Origin of the sequence: Pseudomonas sp. BF-R-01, assembly GCF_019946615.1 — a bacterium.
In the GTDB taxonomy this organism is placed as follows: domain Bacteria; phylum Pseudomonadota; class Gammaproteobacteria; order Pseudomonadales; family Pseudomonadaceae; genus Aquipseudomonas; species Aquipseudomonas migulae.
Genome location: NZ_JAGYFX010000090.1, coordinates 1 through 24,838 on the forward strand (window position 1 = coordinate 1; position 24,838 = coordinate 24,838).

Genomic DNA, 24,838 nt, shown 5'->3' on the forward strand with positions numbered 1-24,838 from the left:
CACTTGCGCTTCCGATCTCTCGTTAGCGGGAGGCGAATTCTACAGCGTTACTCGCTGCTGTCAACACCTCTTTTTCTCCGCTTTCGACCGAGAAGATCGAATCGTCAAAAGAGCCAAACAACACCGCTCTTTCAACTCCTTCTGGGCTTCGATGACCTGAAGCAACTCGCTGTCGAAAACTGCGTAACTCATTGTTTACCAAGGAGTTTTCCGTTTCGACTGCGCCGGAAGTGGGGCGAATTATAGACTTTCAGAATCTGCCGTCAACCCCTAATTCAGCCTTTCTATCAGGATGCTCAAAATCACTGCTTATATATAGACGCGAACACCTTGAATGCGCAGTATATTGCCCAACACTAGAACAATACGTTCGTTTCCTGCCTTGGACGATGCCACGCAATGAATGACCACCCCCGCAGCCTTGCCTCGACCCTGTTCTCGGTTGGCCTGCTATTGATAGCCATGGCGTCGATCCAGTCCGGAGCCTCCCTGGCCAAAAGCATGTTCCCGGTTATCGGTGCGCAGGGGACAACGACCCTGCGGTTGATTTTCGCCAGCGTAATCATGCTGATACTGCTGCGCCCATGGCGTGCGAAGCTCACCGCGAAATCCTTGCGCACGGTCATTGTCTACGGGATGGCACTCGGCGGCATGAACTTCCTCTTCTATATGTCCCTGCGCACAGTCCCATTGGGAATCGCGGTAGCGCTGGAGTTCACCGGGCCGCTGGCGGTTGCTATTTATGCCTCACGTCGCGCGATCGACTTTTTATGGATCGCACTGGCCGCCATCGGGTTGCTGTTATTGATACCCACGGGAGCCACGACTGCCGGTATCGATCTGGTCGGTGCGGGTTATGCCTTGGGGGCCGGAGTCTGCTGGGCGTTGTACATTCTATTCGGCCAGAAGGCCGGTGCAGACAATGGCGTACAGACTGCTGCACTGGGCGTCATGATTGCCGCACTGTTCGTAGCGCCTATCGGTATTGTGCATGCCGGCGCCGCGCTGCTGACGCCATCGCTGATCCCCATAGCGATCGGCGTCGCCCTGTTGTCCACTGCCCTACCCTATACGCTGGAAATGGTCGCCCTGACCCGAATGCCAGCCCGCACCTTCGGCACGCTGATGAGTATTGAACCTGCGATCGGTGCCCTGTCAGGTCTGTTGTTCCTCCATGAATACCTCTCACTGTCACAGTGGATGGCTATCATCTGCATCATTCTGGCTTCCGTCGGCGCGACCATGACCATGGGCGGTGCCGCCAAACCTGCGGTTGCCGCGGATTAATACAGGATTTGACGAAGGTCTGGTATTTACCGCGCAATTAGGCCATGTTTAGGCCCGTAACCCAGTGTCAGACATGGATTTTTCACGATAGGGATATAAGAACGCTTCAAGCTAAAGCGAACACGGCCAGACCCGGGCGCAAAGATCCGGGGACGCTATAAGGACAGCAATGAAACGAATTTTGATACTGATCGCCATACTTGCAGTTGCGGGCTGCGCGGCGACTTCGGAAACTCATACCAAACGTGGCAAGAAAGGATTGCATATCAACTGTTCCGGGCTGTCGTCATCCTGGGACAAGTGCTACACCAGCGCAGCCAACTCCTGTGCGCCCAAGGGATACAAGGTCATCGCAAAATCAGGGGATGGCGTGGAAGAACCTGGCGATTATCCGTTTGGTCTCAACCCGGCCGGCTATACCAGCCGCAGCATGATCGTCATCTGCAAATAGGCCGTCTCTTCAGGTCCGTGGACCGGCAATCTGACGGCTGATTTCATCGTAACTGGACTTCAGTACCGTGCGCTGGATGTCAGGGGTGGCGAGCATTCGCGCCACAACCAACGCACCGATGCATTGCGACAGAATCGCCCATGCCAGGCTGTCGCTCTCCAGAATCCGCGCCCAACTCTCTTGTAGCCGACAAATCCAGTTCTCCGCCTGCTGCCGGACCAACACGTCTGAACGGGCTATTTCGGCGCCCAATGCCGGCAAGGCGCAACCCAACTCCGGGTGTTCGACATGGGACATGCTCAAATAATGCTTCAGGCAGCGCTCGAGCCTGTCACGGTCCTGATCCGCCCCCAATCGTTCCAGACTTTGAACCAGCTCACGCTCGACAATTGAAGCGAACAGCTCATCCTTCGACGAAAAGTGGCTGTAGAAAGCCCCACCACTCAAGCCGATCGCCTTCATCAGGGCGTCGACACCGACTGTTGCGAAACCCGACTTCTTCGCCGACAACGCACTGCTTTCCAGCAGCTTCTGTTTGGTTTCCAGTTTGTGATTGGCCGAGTAACGCATTGCCTTGCCCTCTGTATTGATCATCTTGACGCCTGCCGAATCGTAGCATAACGTTCGTTTAGTTAACGATCGTTTAGCAAAGAGAGCCCCCCCCATGAATAATAAGAAGGTCGTACTGGTTGTCGGCGCCGGTGATGCTACTGGTGGAGCTATTGCCAAACGTTTTGCTCAAGAAGGATTTGTCGCCTGTGTCACCCGGCGCAGTGCGGACAAACTCCAGCCATTGGTGGACGCCATCAAGGCCGAGGGCGGTGAAGCCCATGGGTTTGCCTGTGATGCGCGCAAGGAAGAGGACGTGATTGCGCTGGTCGAGCAGATTGAAAGCCAGATCGGCCCTATCGAAGCGTTTGTGTTCAACATCGGCGCCAATGTGCCGTGCAGCATTCTCGAAGAAACCGCTCGCAAGTATTTCAAGATTTGGGAAATGGCCTGTTTCTCAGGCTTTCTCAATGCCCGTGAAGTGGCCAAGCGCATGGCCAAGCGTCAGCGGGGCACGATTCTGTTTACCGGCGCGACTGCCGGTCTGCGGGGTGCCGCCGGATTTGCAGCATTCGCCGGTGCCAAGCACGGCATTCGCGCACTGGCTCAAAGCATGGCCCGCGAACTGGGGCCGATGAATATTCACGTTGCCCACGTCGTCGTTGACGGCGCTATCGACACCGACTTTATCCGCGACACCTTTCCCGAGAAGTACGCCACCAAGGATCAGGATGGCATCCTCAATCCCGAACACATCGCCGAGAACTACTGGTACCTGCACAGCCAGCCCCGTGACGCCTGGACCTTCGAACTGGACCTGCGCCCCTGGAGCGAACGCTGGTAAGCCCTCCCCCAATAACAATAAACAGAGCGCATTGAACATGAGCAAAACCGTTGAGTTCTACTTCGACCTCGGCAGCCCTGCCACCTACCTGGCCTATACCCAACTGCCGAAAATCTGCGAGCAGACAGACAGCCGACTGGTCTACATCCCGATGCTGCTGGGCGGCGTTTTCAAAGCCACCGGCAACGCATCCCCCGCGACCATTCCGGCCAAGGGCCTTTATATGTTTCAGGACCTGGACCGCTACGCCAAACGTTATGGCGTGCCACTGAAGTTCAATCCACACTTTCCCATTAATACATTGATGCTGATGCGCGCCGTCACTGGCATGCAGTTACGCCATCCCGAACGCTTCCAGGCATTCATCGACTGCCTGTTTAAAGCGCTTTGGGTCGAGGGACGCAGCCTCGATGACCCGGCGACCGTCGCTTCAGTGCTGACGCAGAACGGCTTTGACCCCAACGAAGTGCTGGCCCTGACCGCCGATGAAGACGTCAAGGCCGCGCTCAAGGACAACACCGAGAAAGCGGTGCAACGCGGCGTGTTCGGCGCCCCCAGCATGTTCATCGATAACCAGCTGTTCTTCGGCCAGGATCGACTGGACTTCGTGATTGAAGCCCTGCGTTAAATCTCGATGACCAACCGCCCCTGAGCCGATCCGCAAACCAGCAGCTCATGGGCGGCCTCGGCGGTTTGCAGAGTGAACGCCCGAGGATCTATCAACGGCTTCAGCTTGCCCGCCTCGATCAAGCGAGCCGCCTCACGAAGAATCTCCCCGTGACGATCGCGCCCCATGCCGGTGAGTAATGGCAATAACGTAAACACGCCGGAATAGGTTGCGCCACGAAACGAGAGCGGCGCCAAACTGTGCTGCCCCCAACCGAGGCAACTCAACACATGACCGTGATATACCCGTACAGCCTTGAATGACGCATCCAGGGTCTCACCTCCCACCGTGTCGTAGACAATATCGAAGCCCTCCCCATCCGTGTGTTGCGCGACATATTCCTCGACCGAAGACTGGCGATAGTCGATAAACGTCGCACCAAAGCCTTCGATGATTGCCTGATGCCTGGCAGAACCGGTGGCAAACACCTGGGCACCGAAGGCGCGGGCTATTTGCACCGCGACATGCCCCACACCACCCGCACCACCATGAATCAGCACCTTCTGCCCCGCACGCACCCGCGCCCGGTCCACTAACCCTTCCCACGCCGTAATCAACACCAACGGCAACCCCGCCGCCTCACGCATACTCAAATTGCCTGGCTTGCGCGCCAGCAGTCTGGCATCGATTGCTGCGTACTCCGCCAACGAACCCTGCGCCCCGCCAATTCCGGTGGCCATGGCATAAACCTCATCGCCCGGCAGCCATCCACTGCCCCCCTCCCCCAACGCCTCGATGGTTCCCGCCAGATCAATGCCCAACACAGCCGGCAATGACTGACGCGCGTGGGCGGCCTGGCCCGAACGGATTTTTCCGTCCAGTGGATTTACCCCGCTGGCTTTGATCCGGACCAATACCTGCCCTGCTTCCGGCACCGGCCGCTGAATGGAAGCCAAGCGTAGCGGCGCGTTGGCCGAGTCGACAATCAGAGCGCGCATTTCAAGTGAGTCAGTCATTTCGCATATTTCCGTCAGAGGTGGCTGTGGGATAAATCTTCGGTCAACCAACTCATGCTGATAAGACGCTAAATAGCTATAGTGACCATGCCTATCTGGCATCAATGAGAACTCCCCGTGGACAAACTCAATGCAATGGCGATCTTCGTAAGGGTCGTCGAACGCGGCAGCTTTTCTGCCGTTGCCCGAGAGATGCAGACCAGCCAGCCCACCATCAGCAAAGTGCTCAAGGCACTGGAGACCGGGCTGGGCGGAAAACTGATTGCACGCAGCACCCGCCAGCTTTCCCTGACGGATGAAGGCCAGCGGTACTACAACGAATGTCGACAAATCCTCGCGGCCGTCGATGCGGCCGAGCACAGTTTCCAGTCCGGCAAGGAGCGCATTGCCGGTCACCTGCGCATCGGGTCCTCGGTCAGCTTCGGGCGTTTGCAGATTGCCCCGCGCCTGGCGCAATTCCTTGAGCGCCATCCCGGTATAGAAATCGACCTGCAACTGAGTGATCAAAACCAGGACCTGGTCAGCGAAGGACTGGACGTCACCTTCAGAATCGGCGAACTGAATGACAGCGGCCTGATCGCCCGCCACATCGGCACCACCCACCGCGTAACTGTCGCAGCGTCCGCCTACCTCAAAAAACACGGCCAACCGCACACGCTGGCAGAACTGGGCGGGCACAACTGCCTGCAGTTCAATCTGTTGAACAGCCAGAATTTATGGGTTTTCGAGAAAAACAATCAACGCCACGAGGTGCGGATCAAGGGCAATGCGCAAAGCAACAACTCGGAGGCAATCCGCGAGATGGTGCTGGGGGGACTGGGGATTGCGTTGTCGCCGGTGTGGCTGTTCAGCGAAGACTTGAAAGCCGGGCGAGTGACAGCGATTTTGCAGGACTACACCGCGCAGTCACTGCCGATGCATGCCGTGTCCCCGGCGAATCGTCGCCAATCCGCCAGGGTCAAAGCCTTTGTCGATTACATGAGCCAGGCGCTGGAAGCAGCGCCTGAACTCAAGCCGATCAGATAGCAGCGGTTCGAGTGTTCAGCCACTCAAGGGCTGCACCGTCGACCAGCGGGCTCAAGCGTTCGCGCACTTCGGCGTGATACGCGTTGAACCACTGTTTTTCGTCCTGAGTCAGCAACGACGGCTCCAGGCAGCGCGTGTCGATCGGGCACAAGGTCAGGGTTTCGAATTTCAGGAACTCACCGAATTCGCTCTTGCCCGCTTCACGGTTCAACACCAGATTCTCGATCCGCACGCCCCAGCGACCCGGACGGTAGGTGCCCGGCTCGATAGAGGTGATCATGCCCGGCTGCATCGCGGTTTGCGGCGCAGCAACAGCTTGATAGGCAATCACTTGCGGGCCTTCGTGAACGTTGAGGAAGTAGCCGACGCCGTGCCCGGTGCCGTGACCGTAATCAACGTTTTCCGCCCAGATCGGCGCACGGGCGATGGAGTCCAGCAACGGCGACAAAATGCCCCTAGGGAATTGCGCACGGGACAATGCGATGACGCCTTTGAGCACACGTGTGCAATCGCGCTTCTGCTCATCGGTTGGCGTACCGACCGGCACCATCCGCGTGATGTCGGTGGTGCCGCCCAGGTATTGGCCGCCGGAGTCGATCAGCAACAGACCGTCGCCCTCGATCACCGCGTGCTCTTCTTCGGTCGCGTGGTAATGCGGCATCGCCCCGTTGGCGTTGAACGCAGCAATGGTGTTGAAACTCAGCGACACGTAATCCGGACGACGCGTGCGCGCGGCGGTCAGGTGTTCGTCGATGGTCAGCTCGGTGATGCGTTCGCGGCCCCACGCCGACTCCAGCCAGGCGAAGAATTCGCACAGCGCCGCGCCGTCCTGCTCCATGGCCTGACGGATGTGCTCGGCATCGGCCAGGCTTTTCTGCGATTTGGCCAATGTCGTCGGGTTCAGGCCTTCGACCAGTTTCACGCCGCTGTTCAGGTTATCCAGCAAACCGGCGGTGACGCGTGCCGGATCGACTTGCAGGCTCGCGCCGCTCGGCACTGCGCGCAAGGCGTCGGCCACTTCGCTGTAATCGCGCAGGGTCACGCCGTCCTTTTCGAGGATCGCGCGCAGCTCGGTGCTGACTTTGCTCAAGGCCACGAACAGGGTTGCCTGTTGTTGGCTGATCAAGGCGAAAGAGACGAACACAGGGTTGAACGACACATCGCCGCCGCGCAGGTTGAACAGCCAGGCGATGTCGTCGAGGGTGGCAATGAAATGCCAGTCGGCGCCACGCTCTTTCAACACCTCGCGCAGGTTGGCGAGTTTTTCGCCACGGCTGACCGTCGCCTGAGGCGGCAGGTGCTGATAGACCGGCTCGTTCGGCAGCGTCGGGCGATCGCTCCAGACTTCGCTCAACAGATCGATGTCGGTGCGCAGACGGGCGCCGCGCTCTTCGAGTTTGCTACCCAACGTACGTGCCGAGGCCACGGCCATCACCGCACCGTCTACCGCGACGACGCCGCCTTCAGGGGTTTGCTCGGCCAGCCAGTCCAGCGGGCTGGGTTGACCCGGTTGCAGCTTGACCAGTTCGATGCCGCTGCCTTTGAGTTCCTTGGTCGCTTGCTCCCAATAACGGCTGTCGGCCCAGACACCGGCGAAATCCGGCGTGACGATCAGCGTGCCCACCGAGCCATGAAAGCCCGACAGCCATTGCCGTCCTTGCCAGTAGCCCGGCAGGTATTCCGACAGGTGCGGATCGGCCGACGGCACCAGCAAGGCGTGAATGCCCTCCCGGCTCATCAGCTCGCGGGTGTGCGCCAGGCGCTCGGGCACCGATCCATTGATCGAAGGCTGCGTACTCATCATGTCTCCTGCTAATCACTTCATCATTATTGTTGAGTGCCGATCAACGTCGGCACTTGAGGCCTTATTGCCAGAATGCCGGGGCACTGGCGCAGGCCGCTTTAATCAGTTGTGCCGCCTGGTCGATGTCCTGCTCGGTAGTGAAACGCCCCAGGCTCAAGCGAATGGTGCGGCTCGCCGAACGGGCGTCATGCCCCAGTGCCAGCAGCACATGGGACGGCGCATTGCTCGCGGAATTACAGGCCGAGGTCGCAGAAAACGCAATCGATGCGCTCAACGCCGCGGAGTTGAACTCGCCTTCACTGAAGGTCAGGCTCAAGGTGTGAGGGATGCGCTGGGTCGCGCTGCCATTGAGGCGCACGCCGGGAATGCCCGACAGGTGTTCGAGCAAGCGCTCGCGCAGGCGCGCAATCGTGGCTTTCTCTTCATCGAACAGTTGCGCGGCCAAGGCGAACGCCACGCCCATGGCGGCAATCTGGTGAGTCGCCAGGGTCCCGGAACGCAAGCCACCTTCATGGCCGCCCCCGTGAATCTGCGCCTGCAATCGCTGTTGCGCGCGAGGCCCGACATACAGCGCGCCGATGCCTTTGGGACCGTAGATCTTGTGCGCCGAAAACGACATCAGGTCCACCGGCAATCGCGCCAGGTCGATGGCCACTTTCCCCGCGCCCTGGGCCGCATCGACATGGAACAACGCCTCGCGGGCCCGCACGACCTCGCCGATGCCCGCGATGTCATTGACCGTGCCCAACTCGTTGTTGACCAGCATCAGCGACACCAGAAAGGTGTCTTCGCGCATCGCTTCGCTGACCGCTTGCGGGGTGATCAGACCTTGCGCGTCGGGCACCAGATACGTCACGGCAACACCGGCATCCTGCAATTGCCTTGCGGTGTCGAGAATCGCCTTGTGTTCGATCTGGCTGGTGATGATGTGCCCGCCGGACACCCCGCGAGCCTGGGCCACGCCCTTGAGGGCGAGGTTATTCGATTCGGTGGCGCCGGAGGTCCAGACGATCTGGTCGGCTTGCGCCCCCACCAGTTGGGCGACTTGCTGTCGCGCCTGCTCGACCGATTGCCGGGCCTGTTGGCCGAATGCATGGGAGCTGGACGCAGGATTGCCGAAGTTCCCGGCAAACCCCAGACACTCGACCATGACCTTGATGACCCGCTCGTCCACCGGCGTGGTGGCGGCGTAGTCGAAATACAACGGACGTTTATTCATAAAAGACTCGCAGAGCTTGTTCCGGGATCAGGTGCTGGCAACCCGTGCGCCAGCAATACCTGATCGGATGCGTTAAGAAAGTACGACTTCACTTGAAAGTGCGTAGGAACGCTCCTGAAGTCGAGCTTAACAGGCATCGGGCAACCGGTTGAAGCAATGCGTCAGCTAAAGCTTTCCAGCATCAACGGATACAGCGAAACCACCAGCAACGCGGCCATGCCCCAGTTGAACACGCGCAACCAGCGGCGGTCCTTGAGCACGTTGCGCAGCAGCGTGCCGCACGCAGCCCAGACGCCGACGCTCGGCAGGTTGATCAGGGCGAAAACCGCCGCAATCACGATGACGTTGGTGAAATAGCCCTGCATCGGCGTGTAGGTGCTGATGGCACCGATGGCCATGATCCAGGCCTTGGGGTTGACCCACTGGAATGCGGCCGCGCCGAGGTAGCTGATCGGTTTGCTTTCACCGTTCTCGCCGTCGGATACCGGACCGGAATGCGCGATTTTCCACGCCAGGTACAGCAAATACGCCGCGCCAACGTAGCGCAGCACGGTGTAGAGCAACGGATAGCTTTGAAACACTGCACCCAGACCAAAACCCACCGCCACCACCAGGACGAAGAACCCGCAGGTAATGCCAAGCATGTGGGGGATGGTGCGGTTAAAGCCGAAGTTCACGCCCGATGCCAGCAACATCGTGTTGTTCGGGCCGGGGGTGATCGAGGTAACGAGAGCGAACAGGGCGAAACCCAGCAGCAGATCGAGCGAGAGCGTCATTGGTGGCAGTCCGTCAGGGTCATTCAGGTATTGACCCTATCGCACGCCTGCCGGGAAACCCATGGACAGTTGGGTGAAACTTCGAGCAGTACAGTCGCTCAGCTTGGGCGACCGTGCAGTTGAACAGTGCGCTCGGCGTTCATTTCGCCTTGTTTGTCGAAGCTGAAGGATTTCTGTGGCTGACCGAGCAATTCAGCTTTTTTCGCGTGGTATTCATCGAAGGACAAACCGCGACGATTCAGCGATTCCAGTGCCAGTTCACGGGTTTCCTCGGCGGTGTAGGGCCGCAGTTCCGGGGATACGTGGCTGGCACATCCGGCGAGAACGGAGACGGCGAGCAGCAGGAAAGTGGCGAGTAGAGGTTTCATGGTCTGGCGTCCTGGCATCTGGGTTCGGGGCAATGAACACAGGCTACTCGCGCCTTTGGATGGGCAGAAATCAACGCTCTCGATAGTGGGTATTGAAGCCGAATTACCACACCTTGTAGGAGCCAGCTTGCCGGCGATGAGGACCTTGGACCTTGCGGTGTTTTTGCGGCCGCCATCGCCGGCAAGCCGGCTCCTACAAGGGATGTGCATATTTCTTAATGATCTATAAATATCTTGCAATGATCTTTTGAGGAATAACAAACAGCCTTTATAACAACCCCATCGCCTTACACAACTGTTGCCCACGCAACTGTTTGCCAGGCAACAGTCATTCAACAAACAGTCCTTAAAATCGAACAGCACGTAGTCATCAATACGCTGCAAGCCACGTAAATCGTGGGCTCGAAGGATTGGTACAGCTCTTGCTCAAGCCCTGTGACTACTCACTGCTCGCTGAGCAACTGTTTAAAAAGGAACTGATCATGTCGCGTCCATTGAAAGTCGTTGCCCTCTCCGGCGGTACCTGGCGTCCGTCCCGTACGTTGGTGCTGACCCAAGCGCTGTTGGCCGAACTGGCCGGGCAATTGCCGATCGAGAGCAAGCTGATCGAACTGGGCGACATCGCCCGGCCACTGGGCGCAGCCCTGTCGCGCCAGGAACTGAGCGCCGACATCGAAGCCGAGCTGCAAGCCATCGAAAACGCTGACCTGCTGATCGTCGCCGCGCCGGTCTATCGCGGTTCGTACCCTGGCCTGCTTAAACACCTCTTCGACCTGATCGACTTGAACGCGCTGATCAATACGCCGGTGCTGCTCGCCGCCACCGGTGGCAGCGAACGGCATGCGCTGGTGCTCGATCACCAGTTGCGCCCGCTGTTCAGTTTCTTCCAGGCGCTGACCTTGCCGATCGGCGTCTACGCCACCGAAGCCGATTTCGCCAATTACCAAATAACCAGTGAGCCCTTGAAGGCCCGCATTCGTCTTGCTGCAGAACGCGCCGCGCCGTTGTTCGGCGTGCACCCCAAAAATCTGCTGAAAATCGCTTAAGGATCTCTTCATGGATGTTTTCTGGTTTCTGCCGACCCACGGCGATGGCCATTACCTGGGCACCACCCAGGGCGCTCGCCCGGTGACGCTCAACTATCTGAAACAAGTCGCGCAGGCCGCCGATAGCCTCGGCTACCACGGCGTGCTGATTCCCACCGGGCGCTCCTGCGAGGATTCCTGGGTCATCGCTTCGGCGCTGGTGCCGTTGACCGAACGCCTGCGTTATCTGGTGGCGATTCGTCCGGGGATTATTTCGCCAACCGTCTCGGCGCGCATGGCCGCGACTTTGGATCGTCTGTCCAACGGCCGCTTGCTGATCAACGTGGTCACCGGTGGCGACCCGGACGAAAACCGTGGCGACGGGATCTTCCTCGACCACAGCGAACGTTATGAAGTCACCGACGAATTCCTGCAGATCTGGCGTCGCGTGCTGCAAGGCGAAGCGGTGGACTTCGAAGGCAAACACCTGCAAGTGCAAAACGCCAAGGCCCTTTATCCGCCGGTGCAGAAACCCTATCCGCCGCTGTACTTCGGTGGTTCGTCCGAAGCCGCCCATGAACTCGCCGCCGAGCAGGTCGATGTCTACCTGACCTGGGGCGAACCACCGGCCGCCGTCGCGGAAAAACTCGCCGATGTGCGTGAGCGTGCAGCACGCAACGGGCGCACGGTGAAGTTCGGGATTCGCTTGCACGTGATCGTTCGCGAGACGGCCGAAGAGGCGTGGAAAGCCGCCGACAAACTGATCGAACACATCAGCGACGAGACCATCGCCGCCGCGCAAAAGTCGTTCTCGCGCTTTGACTCCGAAGGCCAGCGGCGCATGGCGGCGCTGCATGACGGACGTCGCGACAACCTGGAAATCGCCCCCAACCTGTGGGCCGGTGTCGGCCTGGTGCGCGGCGGTGCCGGCACGGCGCTGGTGGGTGACCCGCAGCAAGTGGCGGCGCGGATCAAGGAATACGCGGACCTGGGGATCGAGAGCTTTATCTTCTCCGGTTATCCGCACCTTGAAGAGGCGTATCGCTTTGCCGAGCTGGTGTTCCCGCTGTTGCCTGAACCGTACGCAAGCCTGGCGGGGCGTGGCGTGACCAACCTCACCGGGCCGTTTGGCGAAATGATCGCCAATGATGTGCTGCCCGCCAAAGCCACGGCCTGACCCACCTACTACCTGTAGGAGCGAGGCTTGCCCGCGAAGAAAGCGCTGCGGTCTATCCGATGCATCGCGTCATCGTTCTTCGCGGGCAAGCCTCGCTCCTACAGGGGACGGTGTTGAATTTATTGAGGAACCCCGCGTGACTGCCAAGCCGCTAAGCGCCCTGTTATCCCCCCTGCAAACCGCCCGCCAATTGGCCGCCGAGTTTGCCTTGACCGCGGTCGAGCGCGACGAACGTGGCGGTACGCCGAAAGCCGAGCGTGACGCCTTGCGCCAAAGCGGTCTGCTCGCGTTGAGCATTCCCACCCAGTACGGCGGCCTCGGCGCCAGCTGGAGTGAAACCCTGACCATCGTGCGCGAGTTCGCCAAGGTCGACAGTTCGATTGCCCACGTCTTCGGTTTTCATCACCTGATGCTCGCCACCGTGCGCCTGTTCGCCCGACCCGAGCAGTGGCAGCCGTGGTTCGAACAGACCGCGCGCAAGAACTGGTTCTGGGGCAATGCCCTCAATCCGCTCGATACCCGCACCGTAGTGAAAAAACTCGGTGGCTGGCGCGAGTTTTCCGGCAAGAAAAGTTTCTGCTCCGGCGCCAGCGATTCGGAAATGCTGATCGCCTCGGCAGTGGATGAAAGCGCCGGCGGCAAGCTGTTGATCGCGGCCATCCCCAGCGGCCGCAGCGGCATCACTCTGCACAACGACTGGAACAACATGGGCCAGCGCCAGACCGACAGCGGCAGCGCTTCGTTCGAACGGGTGCGGGTCGAAGAGTCGGAATTGCTGCTCGACCCGGGTCCGCTGAGCACACCGTTCGCCTGCCTGCGGCCATTGATCGCGCAGCTTACTTTTACGCACATGTTCCTCGGCATCGCCGAAGGTGCCTTTGAAGAGGCGCGGCAATACACCCTCACCGAAACCCGCCCATGGCATAAATCCAGCGCTCAGGATGTGCGTCAGGACCCGTATGTGCTCGGCCATTACGGCGAATTCTGGGTCGCGCTCGAAGGCGTTCGTTTGCTGGTGGAACGCGCCGCCGACCTGCTCGACAAGGCCTGGGCGAAAGGCCCTAACCTCAGCGCCGAAGAACGTGGACACCTCGCCACCGCGATTGCCACGGCCAAGGTCGCCGCCACGCGCAACGGCCTCGAACTCTGTAGCCGGCTGTTCGAAGTAACCGGTGCGCGCTCGACTCACGCCTCGCTGCGGCTGGACCGCCACTGGCGCAACCTGCGCACGCAAACCCTGCACGACCCGGTGGATTACAAACTCCATGAACTGGGCGACTGGGCGTTGAACCAGTCCCTGCCGATTCCGACTTTCTATTCATAGCCTTCTCATGGAGCCTGCCCCATGCAACTGCTGACCTTACCGCCCTCGCCCGCCCTGGCCACGTCGATCCGCGCCACCGCGCAAGTGTTCGAAGACCCGAAATCCCAGGCCTTGCTCGCGCATTTGCAACAGGTCGCGCCGAGTGAAGCCAGCGTGCTGATCATCGGCGAAACCGGCACCGGCAAGGAGCTGGTGGCGCGGCATATCCACAACCTCAGCGCCCGACGCAACCGCCCGTTTGTGGCGGTGAACTGCGGCGCGTTCTCCGAATCCCTGGTCGAGGCCGAGTTGTTCGGCCACGAAAAAGGCGCGTTCACCGGAGCCTTGAGCGCCAAGGCCGGCTGGTTCGAAGAGGCCGACGGCGGCACCTTGTTCCTCGATGAAATCGGTGATCTGCCGATGGCGATTCAGGTGAAGTTGCTGCGGGTGTTGCAGGAGCGCGAAGTGGTGCGCCTGGGTTCGCGCAAGAGCATTCCAATCAACGTGCGCGTGCTGGCGGCGACCAACGTGCAACTGGAAAAAGCCATCAACGCCGGGCATTTCCGCGAGGACCTGTATTACCGCCTCGACGTGGTCAGCCTGGAACTGAGCCCGCTGCGTGATCGCCCCGGCGACATCCTGCCGCTGACCCGTCACTTCGTCGAAGCCTACAGTCAGCGCCTCGGCTACGGCACCATCACCATCAGCAAGGAAGCCGAACTGAAACTGCGCAGTTACAGTTGGCCGGGCAACATCCGCGAACTGGAAAACGTCATTCACCACACCTTGCTGATCTGCCGTAACGGCGTGATCGAGCGCGATGACCTGCGTCTGTCGAACATGCGCATCGAGCGTCAGGACGACTATCACAGCCAGCTCGACGATTCACCGGAAGCCTTGCTCGACCGCGCGTTTCAAAAGCTGTTCGAGGAACAGGCCGGTGCGCTGCACGAGAAAGTCGAGGACGCCTTGCTGCGCGCGGCTTACCGTTTCAGCCATTACAACCAGGTGCACACCGCCGCGCTGCTGGGCTTGAGCCGCAACGTCACACGCACGCGCCTGATCAAGATCGGTGAGCTGGCGGTGAACAAGCGCCGGCCCACGGAAAACGTGCAGGGCGAGCGCTTGATGCAGCTGTCGATTTAGCCCACTAAATTGCAGTGCAGCGCGTTGTCGTGGCTGCGTTCCAGGCTGTGCAGCACCTGGAACGAGCCGAACGTCACGGTTTTCGCCTGATGGGCGCGGATCAATTGCCAGAAATCCTGCTCGCCGCTTTCAAAACTCTGAAACGCGGCTTCCCCCGCCTCCCGCGATTGCCATTGCCATTGCAGATAATTGAGCACCCGCCGGCCATCGTCGCTGGCCTGGATGCTCGCACTGAGAAAACCGCTGTAACGCTGAGCCAGGCGTTCGGTCTGTAACGACAGCGCCGACACCAGGGCGGACTGTTGATGGGGTTCGATCTCGAATTCGATCAATTGGGTGAAGCTGCGATTTTTCTCTGGCGCTTGCATGAAGAGTCCCCACTGACGTTTAAGCCGGATCTTGCGATCCGAAGGCCTGCAGGGTAAAACCTCGAGTTAACTAGAGGTCAAGGGACATTTTTCACATGATCACCTCGCAACAACTGCATAAAGAGCTCACCGTCGGCCAGGTCGCCGCCCGCAGCGGCGTGGCGGTCACGGCGCTGCATTTTTATGAAGCCAGGGGTTTGATCAAAAGCACGCGCAATCAGGGCAACCAGCGGCGCTATCCGCGTGAAGTGTTGCGGCGGGTGGCGTTGATCAAAGTGGCGCAGCGCTTGGGGATTCCGCTGGCGGAGATTGGCGAGGCGTTGAAAACCCTGCCGGATAACCGCGCGCCGACGGCGACGGACTGGAAGGTGTTGTCGGCGCAATGGCGCCGGGAGCTGGATGAGCGAATCAATCAGCTGACGTTGCTGCGGGACACACTCAATGGCTGTATTGGCTGTGGGTGTTTGTCGATGGAGGCGTGTCCGTTGCGTAATTTTGGTGATGTGTTGGGGGATCGGGGGCCAGGGGCGCAGCTGTTGGAATCAGGGGTTGATCCGGAATAGGCGGCGCGCCATTCGCGGGCAAGCCTCGCTCCTACAAAAGCACCGCCGTACCTGTAGGAGCGAGGCTTGCCCGCGAAGACGTCCTCAAGAATGGCTAGAGATCAGAAGCCCGGCGCAATCTGCCCTTTGTAGCGGGTCAAGATGAACTGCCGCACTTCATCGGAATTCAACGCCTTGGCCAGTTTCTGCAAACCCGGGTCGTTGATGTTGTCCGGGCGGGCCACCAGGAATTCGATGTACAGGCTCTTGCCCTTCTCGACGATCAACGCGCTGTTGGTGTCGATCCCCGCTTCCAGAGCGTAGTTGGCGAACACAAACGCCAGGTCCACCTGACTCACCGAACGCGCCAGCAACGCACCTTCCAGTTCACGAATCTTCAAATGCTTCGGGTTTTCGGCGATGTCGCGCTGAGTCGCCAGGGTGTTGCTCGGGTCCTTGAGTTTGATCAGCCCGGCCTCGTGCAGCAGCACCAGTGCGCGGCCAGTGTTCACCGGGTCGTTGGGGATGGAAACCGTGGCGCCATCCTTCAGTTCGGCGATGTTTTTGATCTTGGTCGAATAGGCCCCGAACGGTTCGATGTGCACACCGACCACCGGCACCAGATCGGTGTGACGGGTCTTGTTGTAGTCATCGAGAAACGGCCGGTACTGGTAATAGTTGGCGTCGAGGTTCTTCAGTGCAAGCTGCTGGTTGGGCTGGATGAAGTCAGTGAAGACCTTGATGTCCAGGTCCACGCCTTCCTTGGCCAGGGTGGGTTTGACGAACTCGAGGATCTCCGCGTGCGGCACCGGCGTGGCGCCGACGGTGAGTTTTTCGTTGGCGTGAACGCTCAACGACACAAGGGCAGCCAGAATGGCCAGGGTCTTTTTCATGTTGTGCTCCTAGGCAGATTGAGTGGCCGTCGTGGGGCGGACGTAAGGCCTGAGTTTTTTTGTTGAGTCGAATGTTTATCGTCGGCTGTAGCGCGCCACCAATCGGTCGCCGGTCATTTGCAGGGCCTGGACCAGGATCAGCAAAAGCACCACGGTGACCACCATCACGTCGGTCTGGAATCGCTGGTAGCCGTAGCGGATCGCCAGGTCGCCCAGGCCACCGCCGCCAATCACCCCGGCCATCGCCGTGTAATCCACCAGCACGATTGCGGTGACAGTGACCGCCGCCAGCAACCCGCCACGAGCCTCAGGCAACAAGGTGTGGCGGATGATTTGCCAGGTGGTGCCGCCCATGGCCTGGGTCGCTTCCACGACGCCGCGATCGACTTCGCGCAAGGCGGTTTCCACCAGCCGCGCGAAGAACGGCGTGCAGCCAACCACCAGCGGCGGAATGGTCCCCGGCACGCCCAGCGAAGTGCCGACCAGCAGCGTTGTCAGCGGAATCAACACAATCAGCAAAATGATGAACGGCAGCGAACGCAGCATGTTCACGATCACCGACAACACCCGGTAAACGCCGATGGCTTCGTGCAACTGGCGCTTGCCGGTGAGGAACAGCACCACCCCCAGCGGCAACCCCAGCAGCACGGTAAAACCGAGGGCGGCGCCAAGCATGCTCAAGGTGTCGAGACAGGCCTGGCCGATGTCGGCCCAGTAAATGTTCTTGAACCATTCGGCCATGATCAGGACCAGTCGTGACGCGGCGGTTTGACGCCGTTGAGCAGCCAGTTGCCGACCACGTGGTATTTCCAGCGCACCGGGTCATGCAGGGTGTGCACCCGTGCATTGCGCCAGTGCCGGTCGAAGTTGTGCTTCTTCAGGGTCGAACGGGTGCCGCCGAGTTCGAACAGTTTGTTGGTGGCTTCGATGGCGATTTCGGTGGTCAGCACTTTGGCTTTGGCCACCGCGAGGGACGCTCGGGCGACGTTGTCTTCGTCGGGTGCCGGGCGCGCCGCATCCAGCGCCCAACCGGCGCGTTCCAGCAAGGCTTCGGCAGCTTCCAGGCGAATCTCCAGGCCACCGACCTGAATGATGGTCAGCGGATCTTCACTGGCCTTTTCCACACCCGCATCGATCCACGGCCGGGCGAACTGCTGCACGAACGCGATAGTGTCACGCAGCGCTGCGCGGGCAATGCCGGCGTCGATGGCGGCGGTGGTCAATTGCGCGAACGGGCCGGCCAGCGTCGGGCTTTCATAGGAGCGATACGTCGGGAACACGTTGAACGCCGGGACGTGCAGGTCCTCGGCCAGCACCGTGCCGCTGGAGGTGGTGCGCTGACCGATGCTGTCCCAGTCGTCGACGATCACCAGCCCTGGGGTGCCGCGTTCGACGAAGGACAACTGGCCCCTCTGCTCTTCATCCAGCGCCAGCACCGCCAGCCAGTGGGCGTAGAGCGAACCGGTGCAATAACCCTTGCGGCCGTTGATCACATGCCCGTCGCCGTAACGGCGAATGGTCGCCTGAATGTCCTGCACGTTTTTGCCGCCGGTTTCCGACAGCGCATTGGCAAAGCGATGACCTTGCAGCGCCAGGCCGAAAAAATGTGCCTGCTGCTCGGGCGTGCCTTGCAGGCGGATGTCTTCCAGCAGGCAATAGTGGTTTTGCGGGATCTGCCCCAGGGACGGATCGGCCGCCGAGATGATTGCGATGACCTGCGCCAGCACCGCGTAGGACACCTGCGCGCCACCAAATTCCTTTGGCACGCTGATGCCCCACAAGCCACTGTTGGAATACAGGTCGACGATCTCGGCGGGCACCTGGCGCGTACGGTCGCGCTCGGCGTCTTGCTCCAGCAAGACCGCAGCGACGCGCTCGGCCACGCGCAAGGCTTCGGCTTCATCGGCGATCCGATGGGCGGCCGGCGGGTTGATCGGATAAACGGCAGATTCAGGCATACAAGTCTCTCGGCAACAGTGTTTACCGGAGGACATTGCAGCTTCTGTGCCTGACCGCCAGGGCCAGTGTTTTCGGGCAGTTTCGGGGGTTTTCAACGGCTATTCAGTGAGAAACCCGAGCATTCTGCTGCTTCACTGTTTATGGCCGAACAGTGGCGCTGCTGCTCGTCGGGCACTCGGATGCGTAAAAGGTGCTGGCCTATAGTTATCCGGTCGGAAACCGGCGAAGGACTACCTTCAATTCAACAATAGACAGGGAGAATAGCCATGAGCGTCAAACCCATTCCAGAGGGTTATCACAGCATCACCCCTTATCTGGGCATTCAAAAAGCGGCCGAAGCCATCGACTTCTACAAGAAAGCCTTCGGCGCGACCGAAGTCATGCGTCTGTCCATGCCCGACGGCAGCATCGGCCACGCCGAACTGCGCATCGGCGACTGCCCGATCATGCTCGGCACGCCGTGTGATCAGGGGCCGTTGAGCAATCCGGACACGTCACCGTCCGTGGGCTTGCACCTGTATGTGAATGATGTGGACAAGTCCTACAAACAGGCGATTGCGGCGGGCGCCACGGTGGTGTCCGAGGTCAAGGATCAGTTTTACGGCGACCGTTCGGGAACGTTGAAAGATCCGTATGGGCATTTGTGGTTTCTGGCCACGCGTAAGGAAGATTTGACCCAGGCTCAGATTGAGCAGCGGGCCAAGGAGATGTTTCAGCAGGGTTGAGATTTTCAGTGCTTGATCCGGCCTCTTCGCGGGCAAGCCTCGCTCCTACAGGTCCGGTTGTGCTTTTGTAGGAGCGAGGCTTGCCCGCGAAGGCGGCCTCCGAGACAACACACTTCATGAACAAGCGCACCACGCTTTGCGCCTTGCCGTAGTCGCCGAACAATTTCAGGATGCAGGCAACTACAACAAGGAGTCATCCCATGTTCGCCGGATTCCTCAAAGACCAGCGCCACGTCAACGGTGTGGACATTGCCTACCGCATCGGCGGCAGCGGGCCGGGCCTGCTGTTGCTGCACGGTCACCCGCAGACCCACGTCATCTGGCACAAGGTTGCCGAACAACTGGCCGCGCACTTCACCGTAGTCGCCGCCGACCTGCGCGGTTACGGCGACAGCGGTAAACCGCAGGCCAACGACCATCACACTAACTACTCCAAACGGGAAATGGCCAAGGACAGCATCGAGCTGATGAAGTCCCTGGGCTTCGAACAGTTCTCGGTGCTCGCACACGACCGTGGCGCCCGGGTTGCCCATCGCCTGGCGCTGGATCATCCGCAGGCCGTGCAACGCATGGTGTTGCTCGACATCGCGCCGACGCTGTCGATGTACACGCAAACCAATGAAGCCTTTGCCCGCGCCTATTGGCACTGGTTCTTCCTGATCCGCCCCGCTCCGTTGCCGGAAACCCTGATCGAGGCCGATCCCGAATCCTATCTGCGCAGCGTGATGGGCAGTCGCAGTGCCGGGCTCAAACCGTTCACTGCCGAGGCCTTTGGCGAATACCTGCGCTGCCTGAAACAGCCGGGCACCGCACGCGGGATCTGCGAGGACTACCGGGCCAGCGCCAGCATCGATCTGGATCATGACCGCGCCGACATCGACGCCGGCCGTCATCTGAACTTGCCGCTGCTGGTGCTGTGGGGTGCCGAAGGCACGGTCGGGCGCTGCTTCGAACCGCTCAAGGAATGGCAACACGTGACCACCGACGTGCGCGGCAAAGCGCTGCCCGCCGGCCATTACATCGCCGAAGAAGCCCCCGAGCTGCTGCTCGCCGAAGTCCTGGCTTTCCTGCGCTGACAGCCGCGCCGTACTGATCTGAATCCACTTTCCGCCGCAGGCCGTCACTGGCCTGTGCGGGATCGTCATGCCCAAAAACCGTCTCGAGATAATAAAAATGACCATCAAGAAACTGCTGGGAACCCTCTACGTGCAGGTGCTCATCGCCATCGCGCTGGGCATTGTGATCGGCCATTTCTGGCCGCAGATCGGCATCGACCTCAAGCCGTTGGGTGACGGTTTCATCAAGCTGATCAAGATGATCATCGGCCCGATCATCTTCTGCACAGTGGTCTCTGGAATCACCAGCATGCACGACGTGAAACAGGTCGGCCGGGTCGGTGGCAAGGCGCTGCTGTACTTCGAAATCGTCTCCAGCCTTGCGCTGTTGATCGGCCTGCTGGCGGCGCATGCGCTGCATCCGGGCGCGGGGTTCAACATTGATGTGAAGACGCTGGATTCGTCGGCGATTGCCGGTTTTGTCGGTCAGGCCGAACACGGCGAAGGCATCACCGGTTTTTTGCTGCACGTGATTCCGACGACTTTTTTTGATGCCTTCTCCAAGGGTGAAATCCTGCCCGTGCTGTTCGTCTCGGTGCTGTTCGGCATTGCGCTGGTGATGGTCGGTGAAAAGGGCCGGCCACTGGTGAACGTGATCAATCAGGCCAGCGAAGTGTTCTTCCGCATCGTCGGCATCATCAGCCGCGTCGCGCCGATCGGGGCGTTTGGCGCGATTGCGTTCACCATCGGCAAGTACGGCCTCGGCTCGTTGCTGCCGCTGTTGAAGCTGATCGGCACGTTCTACCTGACCGCGCTGATTTTCATTGCGTGCGTGCTCGGCAGCATTGCCCGTTATGCCGGCTTCAGCATTTTCAAGCTGCTGGCGTACATCAAGGCTGAACTGTTGATCGTGCTTGGCACCAGCTCTTCGGAATCGGCACTGCCGCAGTTGATCCAGAAACTCGAAAGCCTGGGCGCCTCCAAAGGCGTGGTGGGGATTGTCGTGCCGACCGGCTACACCTTCAACCTGGACGGCACCAACATTTACATGACGCTGGCGGTGCTGTTTTTGGCCCAGGCGACCAACATTGACTTGAGCCTGGAGCAGCAACTGACCTTGCTGGCGGTGGCGATGCTCACCTCCAAAGGCGCGGGTGCGGTGGTCGGTGCGGGGTTCGTGGCGCTGGCGGCGAGCCTGGCCGTAGTGCCGACCGTGCCGGTGGCGGCGATGGTGCTGATCCTCGGTGTCGACCGTTTCATGGCCGAATGCCGATCCCTGACCAACATCATCGGCAACGCCGTTGCAGCGCTGGTGGTGGCCGCCTGGGAAGGTGAACTGGACCGCAGCAAGATGGCGCCGATCGCCCTCAAACGCGGGCGCCACGCTCGGGCGGCAGCGGCGGCGGCCAAGCTGTCTGCTGAGTAAGTCGGCGTTCACACCGATGCTATGCTGGCGGCTCATGCCGCCAGTGCCCGTTCTGTCATGACCACCAAGAAAGACACCGTGCCCCTGCCCGAAGACCTGCGTGTATTACTTACCGTCATTCGTAAAAGCGGTTTCGCCGCCGCAGCGGATGAACTGGGCCTGTCGCCCGCCTACGTCAGCAAACGTATCCAGATTCTCGAAACCACCCTCGGCACGCGCCTGCTGCACCGCACCAGCCGCCGCATCGCCCTGACAGAGGACGGTGAGCGCGTGCAGCGCTGGGCGTTGCGGATTCTCGATGATTTCCAGCAACTGCACGACGAACTCTCCGACGCCCACGACAGCCCTCGCGGGCGTCTGCATTTGTGCAGCAGTTTCGGCTTCGGGCGCAATCACGTGGCGCCGGCCCTGTCACTGCTGGCCGAACGTTACCCGGACCTGGAGATTCGCCTCGACCTGTTTGATCGGGTGGTGGACATCGTCAGCGAAGGGTTCGACCTGGAGATCCGTGTCGGCGATGACATCCCCGGCCAGCACATCGGCCGGCGGCTGGTGAGCAATCGACGGGTGTTGTGCGCGGCGCCCGGTTATCTGCAACGCCACGGCACGCCGCAGACGCTGGGCGATCTGGAGCAGCATCATTGCCTGGTGATCAAGGAGCGCGACAACGCCTTCGGCATCTGGAACCTGGAGCACGACGGGGCCCAGGAAAGTGTGCGGGTCAGCGGACCGTTGTCGTCCAATAACGGCGAGATTGTCTTGCAGTGGGCACTGGATGGGCGCGGGGTGTTGTTGCGGTCACTGTGGGATGTGAAGCCGTTGCTGGAGCAGGGGCGATTGGTGCAGGTGCTGCCCGGATACACCCAGAGCGCCAATGTCTGGGCGGTGTACCCGACGCGGCTGGCGTACTCGGGGAAGTTGCGCGCGTGTGTGGAGTTTTTGCAGGAGCATTTCAAAGGGTTGTCGGTTTGATTTGCGGTGTATGGGCGGGCCTCTTCGCGGGCAAGCCTCGCTCCTACAAAGTTCGCGCTGACCTGTAGGAGCGAGGCTTGCCCGCGAAGGCGATTTCAGCTTAGCCAGGGGTTGGCGGTCAGGTGTTGGTGTTCGAAGGCTTTGATTTGTTCGCTGCGCTGCAAGGTGCTGCCGATGGCGTCGAGGCCCAGCACCAGCGCGGTTTTGCGCAGGGTGTCGATTTCGAAAGGGATGACCTCCCCTTGAAGACGGATCTGCTGCGTTTCCAGATCAACGCTGATCAGCGCCGTCTCCGGCTGACTGACCACTTGCCCGAGCCGCTGCAACACGGGCTCATCCAGCGTAATCAGCAGCACCCCGTTACGCTGGCAGTTGTCATAAAAAATCCCCGCAAAACTGCTGCCGATCAGCGCGCGGATGCCCATCTGCTTTAAACCCCAGACCGCATGTTCACGGCTCGACCCGCAGCCGAAATTCGGCCCGACCACCATGAAACTCGCGCCCTGCCAGGCCGGTTGATTGAGCACGAACGCCGGGTTGGGCTGGCCGTCAGGCAAAAAACGCAGATCAAAAAACAAACCCCGATCCAGCCCGGAACGGTCAATGCCCTTGAGAAACTGCTTGGGCATGATCACGTCGGTGTCGATGTTGGCCGCGAGCATTGGCGCGGCTTTGCCGCTGACTTGAGTGAAGGGTTGCAGGCTCATGCGCGGTCTCCAAAGTGACGGATGTCGGTCAAGCGGCCAGTGATCGCCGCCGCAGCGACCATCGCCGGGCTCATCAGGTGCGTACGGGCACCGGCGCCCTGGCGGCCTTCGAAATTGCGGTTGGTGCTGGAGGCGCAGCGGTCGCCCGGCGCCAGCACGTCGTCGTTCATCGCCAGGCACATCGAGCACCCGGACTGGCGCCACTCGAAACCGGCGTCGATAAAAATCGTCGCCAGGCCTTCGGCTTCGGCTTGATCGCGCACTTCGGTGGAGCCCGGCACGATCATCGCCCGCACGTGTTCGGCGACGCGTTTGCCGCGCACCACGCTGGCGGCGTCGCGCAAGTCTTCGATACGGGCGTTGGTGCAGGAGCCGATAAACGCGTGGCTAATGACGATGTCGCTCAGCGGCATGCCCGCTTCGAGGCCCATGTAAGTCAGGGCGCGGCGCATGTCCTGGCGCAGGATCAGGTCGCTGATGTCTTGCGGGTCCGGGACGCGGGCGCCGATCGGCGAGGCCTGATCCGGGCTGGTGCCCCAGGTGACCATCGGCTCCAGCGCGCTGGCGTCCAGCGACACTTCACGGTCGAACAGTGCGTCGGCATCGCTGTGCAAGGCTCGCCATTTCTGCACCGCTTGCTCCCACAGCGCACCTTTGGGCGCGCGGGGTTTGTCCTTGAGGTAGGCGAACACTTTGTCGTCCGGCGCCATGAACGCACCCCGAGCGCCCGCCTCCACTGCCATGTTGCAGATGGTCATGCGCGCTTCGACGCTCAGCGCATCGATGGTCGAACCGCGAAACTCGATGGCGTAGCCCGTGGCTCCGGACGCGCCGATCCGGCCGATCAGCGCCATGATCACGTCCTTGGACGTCAGCCCCGGCGCCAGCTCACCGTCCACCGTCACGCGCAGGGTTTTCAAGCGTTTGTAGACCAGGGTCTGGGACGCCAGCAGGTGTTCGATCTCCGACGTGCCGATACCGAAACCGAACGCACCGAGGGCGCCATAAGTCGTGGTGTGGCTGTCGCCTGCGGCGATCACCATGCCCGGCAGGATGAACCCCTGTTCGGGAGCGATCACGTGCTCAATGCCCTGGCGTTTGTCGAGGATGTCGAGCAATTCGATGCCGAAGTCCCGGCAGTTTTCCGCCAGGTACGACACTTGCCGCGCACCGCCGGCGTCCGGCATCGCCGCAATGCGGTTGGGTGCCGTGGGGTTGACGTGATCGACCACCGCCAGCGCGGTGCCGGGGCGCCAGACCCCGCGCTTGGCTTCGCGCAAACCGCTGAAGGCCTGGGGGCTGGTGTATTCGTTGATGACCTGACGGTCGATGTACAACAGGACATGGCCCTGGTCATCGAGGCGACACACCGTGTGGGAATCGATGTGTTTGTCGTAAAGGGTTCTTGCTGAAGTCATGGGGATATTCGCTCAGGCTCGCGGGTTTCAGGCGTCTGCGCCCCATCTTAGGCAGTCGCCCGGCCCCATCAATGGCCGGAGAGTGATCCCTTGGAACATGGTTCGTGTTGGATCAGGACGGCCATGTGAATACAAACCCCCTGTAGGAGTGAGCCTGCTCGCGATAGCGGTGTGT

At 60.5% G+C, this 24,838-nt stretch carries 26 protein-coding genes; 14 read left to right on the top strand and 12 right to left on the bottom strand.

Annotated elements, in window-relative coordinates; genetic code table 11:
• Window positions 1-399 precede the first annotated feature (399 nt).
• Together rhtA and KGB27_RS24605 are read left to right on the top strand one after the other, a co-directional pair.
• On the top strand, window positions 400-1,287 hold the full coding sequence (gene rhtA, locus KGB27_RS24600) for a threonine/homoserine exporter RhtA (protein WP_008043004.1): 888 nt from the start codon (window positions 400-402) through the stop codon (window positions 1,285-1,287).
• Between the two features lie 169 nt (window positions 1,288-1,456).
• Complete coding sequence (locus KGB27_RS24605; protein ID WP_008043007.1) at window positions 1,457-1,738, top strand: hypothetical protein; 282 nt, start codon at window positions 1,457-1,459, stop codon at window positions 1,736-1,738.
• A 9-nt stretch (window positions 1,739-1,747) separates the two neighbouring features.
• Here KGB27_RS24605 and KGB27_RS24610 read toward each other — a convergent pair whose 3' ends face one another.
• On the bottom strand, window positions 1,748-2,308 hold the full coding sequence (locus KGB27_RS24610; RefSeq protein WP_223556676.1) for a TetR/AcrR family transcriptional regulator: 561 nt from the start codon (window positions 2,306-2,308) through the stop codon (window positions 1,748-1,750).
• A 94-nt stretch (window positions 2,309-2,402) separates the two neighbouring features.
• Here KGB27_RS24610 and KGB27_RS24615 point away from each other — a divergent pair, with 94 nt between their 5' ends.
• Entirely contained in the window at window positions 2,403-3,131 is a 729-nt protein-coding gene (locus tag KGB27_RS24615) for an SDR family oxidoreductase (protein WP_008032599.1), read from the top strand.
• Between the two features lie 37 nt (window positions 3,132-3,168).
• Window positions 3,169-3,759, top strand: a complete 591-nt coding sequence (locus KGB27_RS24620) for a 2-hydroxychromene-2-carboxylate isomerase (RefSeq protein WP_008032600.1) — start codon at window positions 3,169-3,171, stop codon at window positions 3,757-3,759.
• Here KGB27_RS24620 and KGB27_RS24625 read toward each other — a convergent pair.
• Window positions 3,756-4,754 carry a zinc-dependent alcohol dehydrogenase family protein gene (locus KGB27_RS24625; RefSeq protein WP_223556655.1) on the bottom strand — a complete coding sequence of 333 codons (999 nt, stop codon included), beginning with the start codon at window positions 4,752-4,754 and terminating at the stop codon, window positions 3,756-3,758. The two genes, KGB27_RS24620 and KGB27_RS24625, sit on opposite strands and share 4 nt — an antisense overlap.
• 117 nt (window positions 4,755-4,871) lie before the next feature.
• Between KGB27_RS24625 and KGB27_RS24630 the strand changes: the two genes are divergently transcribed.
• Entirely contained in the window at window positions 4,872-5,780 is a 909-nt protein-coding gene (locus KGB27_RS24630) for a LysR family transcriptional regulator (RefSeq protein ID WP_223556657.1), read from the top strand.
• On the opposite strand, the gene KGB27_RS24635 is transcribed toward KGB27_RS24630, so the two are convergent.
• From KGB27_RS24635 to KGB27_RS24650, 4 genes are all read right to left on the bottom strand, one after another.
• On the bottom strand, window positions 5,773-7,581 hold the full coding sequence (locus KGB27_RS24635; protein ID WP_223556659.1) for an aminopeptidase P family protein: 1,809 nt from the start codon (window positions 7,579-7,581) through the stop codon (window positions 5,773-5,775). The two genes, KGB27_RS24630 and KGB27_RS24635, sit on opposite strands and share 8 nt — an antisense overlap.
• A 64-nt stretch (window positions 7,582-7,645) precedes the next feature.
• The gene (locus tag KGB27_RS24640) at window positions 7,646-8,803 is read right to left on the bottom strand and encodes a cysteine desulfurase family protein (RefSeq protein WP_223556661.1); all 1,158 of its coding nucleotides are present in this window, start codon (window positions 8,801-8,803) and stop codon (window positions 7,646-7,648) included.
• Window positions 8,804-8,964: 161 nt separating this feature from the next.
• Entirely contained in the window at window positions 8,965-9,579 is a 615-nt protein-coding gene (locus KGB27_RS24645) for a LysE family translocator (protein WP_008032608.1), read from the bottom strand.
• 98 nt (window positions 9,580-9,677) lie between these two features.
• Window positions 9,678-9,947 (bottom strand): hypothetical protein, encoded by a 270-nt coding sequence (locus KGB27_RS24650; RefSeq protein ID WP_008032610.1) that lies wholly within the window; start codon window positions 9,945-9,947, stop codon window positions 9,678-9,680.
• Window positions 9,948-10,429: 482 nt separating this feature from the next.
• Between KGB27_RS24650 and msuE the strand changes: the two genes are divergently transcribed.
• From msuE to KGB27_RS24670, 4 genes are all read left to right on the top strand, one after another.
• Window positions 10,430-10,993 carry an FMN reductase gene (gene msuE / locus KGB27_RS24655; protein WP_008032612.1) on the top strand — a complete coding sequence of 188 codons (564 nt, stop codon included), beginning with the start codon at window positions 10,430-10,432 and terminating at the stop codon, window positions 10,991-10,993.
• A gap of 10 nt (window positions 10,994-11,003) precedes the next feature.
• Window positions 11,004-12,149, top strand: a complete 1,146-nt coding sequence (gene ssuD / locus KGB27_RS24660; protein ID WP_008032614.1) for an FMNH2-dependent alkanesulfonate monooxygenase — start codon at window positions 11,004-11,006, stop codon at window positions 12,147-12,149.
• Window positions 12,150-12,285: 136 nt separating this feature from the next.
• Window positions 12,286-13,473: an acyl-CoA dehydrogenase family protein gene (locus KGB27_RS24665; protein ID WP_032829030.1), complete on the top strand. Its 1,188-nt coding sequence runs from the start codon at window positions 12,286-12,288 to the stop codon at window positions 13,471-13,473.
• Between the two features lie 21 nt (window positions 13,474-13,494).
• Window positions 13,495-14,598: a sigma-54 interaction domain-containing protein gene (locus tag KGB27_RS24670; protein WP_008032617.1), complete on the top strand. Its 1,104-nt coding sequence runs from the start codon at window positions 13,495-13,497 to the stop codon at window positions 14,596-14,598.
• Here KGB27_RS24670 and KGB27_RS24675 read toward each other — a convergent pair.
• Window positions 14,595-14,966: an antibiotic biosynthesis monooxygenase gene (locus KGB27_RS24675; protein WP_223556663.1), complete on the bottom strand. Its 372-nt coding sequence runs from the start codon at window positions 14,964-14,966 to the stop codon at window positions 14,595-14,597. The genes KGB27_RS24670 and KGB27_RS24675 overlap by 4 nt on opposite strands.
• Window positions 14,967-15,061: 95 nt before the next feature.
• Between KGB27_RS24675 and soxR the strand changes: the two genes are divergently transcribed.
• On the top strand, window positions 15,062-15,529 hold the full coding sequence (gene soxR / locus KGB27_RS24680) for a redox-sensitive transcriptional activator SoxR (RefSeq protein WP_223556665.1): 468 nt from the start codon (window positions 15,062-15,064) through the stop codon (window positions 15,527-15,529).
• A 101-nt stretch (window positions 15,530-15,630) separates the two neighbouring features.
• On the opposite strand, the gene KGB27_RS24685 is transcribed toward soxR, so the two are convergent.
• The 3 genes from KGB27_RS24685 to KGB27_RS24695 all read right to left on the bottom strand — a co-directional run bounded on the left by KGB27_RS24685 (window position 15,631) and on the right by KGB27_RS24695 (window position 18,359).
• Entirely contained in the window at window positions 15,631-16,401 is a 771-nt protein-coding gene (locus KGB27_RS24685; RefSeq protein ID WP_008032622.1) for a MetQ/NlpA family ABC transporter substrate-binding protein, read from the bottom strand.
• Between the two features lie 75 nt (window positions 16,402-16,476).
• A complete protein-coding gene (locus tag KGB27_RS24690; RefSeq protein ID WP_008032624.1) occupies window positions 16,477-17,142 on the bottom strand; it encodes a methionine ABC transporter permease in 666 nt (221 codons plus the stop codon).
• A 2-nt stretch (window positions 17,143-17,144) separates the two neighbouring features.
• On the bottom strand, window positions 17,145-18,359 hold the full coding sequence (locus KGB27_RS24695; RefSeq protein WP_008032626.1) for an SfnB family sulfur acquisition oxidoreductase: 1,215 nt from the start codon (window positions 18,357-18,359) through the stop codon (window positions 17,145-17,147).
• 267 nt (window positions 18,360-18,626) lie between these two features.
• On the opposite strand from KGB27_RS24695, the gene KGB27_RS24700 reads away from it, so the two are divergent.
• From KGB27_RS24700 to KGB27_RS24715, 4 genes are all read left to right on the top strand, one after another.
• Complete coding sequence (locus KGB27_RS24700) at window positions 18,627-19,085, top strand: VOC family protein (protein WP_223556668.1); 459 nt, start codon at window positions 18,627-18,629, stop codon at window positions 19,083-19,085.
• 200 nt (window positions 19,086-19,285) lie between these two features.
• The gene (locus tag KGB27_RS24705) at window positions 19,286-20,161 is read left to right on the top strand and encodes an alpha/beta fold hydrolase (protein WP_223556670.1); all 876 of its coding nucleotides are present in this window, start codon (window positions 19,286-19,288) and stop codon (window positions 20,159-20,161) included.
• Window positions 20,162-20,258: 97 nt separating this feature from the next.
• The gene (gene dctA / locus KGB27_RS24710; protein WP_032829031.1) at window positions 20,259-21,566 is read left to right on the top strand and encodes a C4-dicarboxylate transporter DctA; all 1,308 of its coding nucleotides are present in this window, start codon (window positions 20,259-20,261) and stop codon (window positions 21,564-21,566) included.
• A 21-nt stretch (window positions 21,567-21,587) separates the two neighbouring features.
• A complete protein-coding gene (locus tag KGB27_RS24715) occupies window positions 21,588-22,538 on the top strand; it encodes a LysR substrate-binding domain-containing protein (protein ID WP_192227835.1) in 951 nt (316 codons plus the stop codon).
• 95 nt (window positions 22,539-22,633) lie between these two features.
• On the opposite strand, the gene leuD is transcribed toward KGB27_RS24715, so the two are convergent.
• Both leuD and leuC read right to left on the bottom strand, forming a co-directional pair.
• The gene (gene leuD, locus KGB27_RS24720) at window positions 22,634-23,245 is read right to left on the bottom strand and encodes a 3-isopropylmalate dehydratase small subunit (protein WP_223556672.1); all 612 of its coding nucleotides are present in this window, start codon (window positions 23,243-23,245) and stop codon (window positions 22,634-22,636) included.
• Window positions 23,242-24,663, bottom strand: coding sequence for a 3-isopropylmalate dehydratase large subunit (leuC, locus tag KGB27_RS24725; protein WP_223556674.1), 1,422 nt, complete (start codon window positions 24,661-24,663; stop codon window positions 23,242-23,244). The genes leuD and leuC overlap by 4 nt, the downstream gene beginning before the upstream one ends.
• Window positions 24,664-24,838 lie beyond the last annotated feature (175 nt).

What these genes read in the sequence shown, in the direction of transcription:
- KGB27_RS24700 (WP_223556668.1), top strand. Translation starts at nt 18,627, where the DNA reads ATGAGCGTCAAACCCATTCCAGAGGGTTATCACAGCATCACCCCTTAT.
- KGB27_RS24675 (WP_223556663.1), bottom strand. Translation starts at nt 14,966, where the DNA reads ATGCAAGCGCCAGAGAAAAATCGCAGCTTCACCCAATTGATCGAATTC.
- KGB27_RS24670 (WP_008032617.1), top strand. Translation starts at nt 13,495, where the DNA reads ATGCAACTGCTGACCTTACCGCCCTCGCCCGCCCTGGCCACGTCGATC.
- KGB27_RS24635 (WP_223556659.1), bottom strand. Translation starts at nt 7,581, where the DNA reads ATGAGTACGCAGCCTTCGATCAATGGATCGGTGCCCGAGCGCCTGGCG.
- KGB27_RS24640 (WP_223556661.1), bottom strand. Translation starts at nt 8,803, where the DNA reads ATGAATAAACGTCCGTTGTATTTCGACTACGCCGCCACCACGCCGGTG.
- msuE (WP_008032612.1), top strand. Translation starts at nt 10,430, where the DNA reads ATGTCGCGTCCATTGAAAGTCGTTGCCCTCTCCGGCGGTACCTGGCGT.
- KGB27_RS24705 (WP_223556670.1), top strand. Translation starts at nt 19,286, where the DNA reads ATGTTCGCCGGATTCCTCAAAGACCAGCGCCACGTCAACGGTGTGGAC.
- KGB27_RS24695 (WP_008032626.1), bottom strand. Translation starts at nt 18,359, where the DNA reads ATGCCTGAATCTGCCGTTTATCCGATCAACCCGCCGGCCGCCCATCGG.
- dctA (WP_032829031.1), top strand. Translation starts at nt 20,259, where the DNA reads ATGACCATCAAGAAACTGCTGGGAACCCTCTACGTGCAGGTGCTCATC.
- soxR (WP_223556665.1), top strand. Translation starts at nt 15,062, where the DNA reads ATGATCACCTCGCAACAACTGCATAAAGAGCTCACCGTCGGCCAGGTC.
- ssuD (WP_008032614.1), top strand. Translation starts at nt 11,004, where the DNA reads ATGGATGTTTTCTGGTTTCTGCCGACCCACGGCGATGGCCATTACCTG.
- KGB27_RS24715 (WP_192227835.1), top strand. Translation starts at nt 21,588, where the DNA reads ATGCTGGCGGCTCATGCCGCCAGTGCCCGTTCTGTCATGACCACCAAG.
- rhtA (WP_008043004.1), top strand. Translation starts at nt 400, where the DNA reads ATGAATGACCACCCCCGCAGCCTTGCCTCGACCCTGTTCTCGGTTGGC.
- leuC (WP_223556674.1), bottom strand. Translation starts at nt 24,663, where the DNA reads ATGACTTCAGCAAGAACCCTTTACGACAAACACATCGATTCCCACACG.
- KGB27_RS24610 (WP_223556676.1), bottom strand. Translation starts at nt 2,308, where the DNA reads ATGCGTTACTCGGCCAATCACAAACTGGAAACCAAACAGAAGCTGCTG.
- KGB27_RS24625 (WP_223556655.1), bottom strand. Translation starts at nt 4,754, where the DNA reads ATGACTGACTCACTTGAAATGCGCGCTCTGATTGTCGACTCGGCCAAC.
- leuD (WP_223556672.1), bottom strand. Translation starts at nt 23,245, where the DNA reads ATGAGCCTGCAACCCTTCACTCAAGTCAGCGGCAAAGCCGCGCCAATG.
- KGB27_RS24645 (WP_008032608.1), bottom strand. Translation starts at nt 9,579, where the DNA reads ATGACGCTCTCGCTCGATCTGCTGCTGGGTTTCGCCCTGTTCGCTCTC.
- KGB27_RS24685 (WP_008032622.1), bottom strand. Translation starts at nt 16,401, where the DNA reads ATGAAAAAGACCCTGGCCATTCTGGCTGCCCTTGTGTCGTTGAGCGTT.
- KGB27_RS24620 (WP_008032600.1), top strand. Translation starts at nt 3,169, where the DNA reads ATGAGCAAAACCGTTGAGTTCTACTTCGACCTCGGCAGCCCTGCCACC.
- KGB27_RS24615 (WP_008032599.1), top strand. Translation starts at nt 2,403, where the DNA reads ATGAATAATAAGAAGGTCGTACTGGTTGTCGGCGCCGGTGATGCTACT.
- KGB27_RS24690 (WP_008032624.1), bottom strand. Translation starts at nt 17,142, where the DNA reads ATGGCCGAATGGTTCAAGAACATTTACTGGGCCGACATCGGCCAGGCC.
- KGB27_RS24650 (WP_008032610.1), bottom strand. Translation starts at nt 9,947, where the DNA reads ATGAAACCTCTACTCGCCACTTTCCTGCTGCTCGCCGTCTCCGTTCTC.
- KGB27_RS24605 (WP_008043007.1), top strand. Translation starts at nt 1,457, where the DNA reads ATGAAACGAATTTTGATACTGATCGCCATACTTGCAGTTGCGGGCTGC.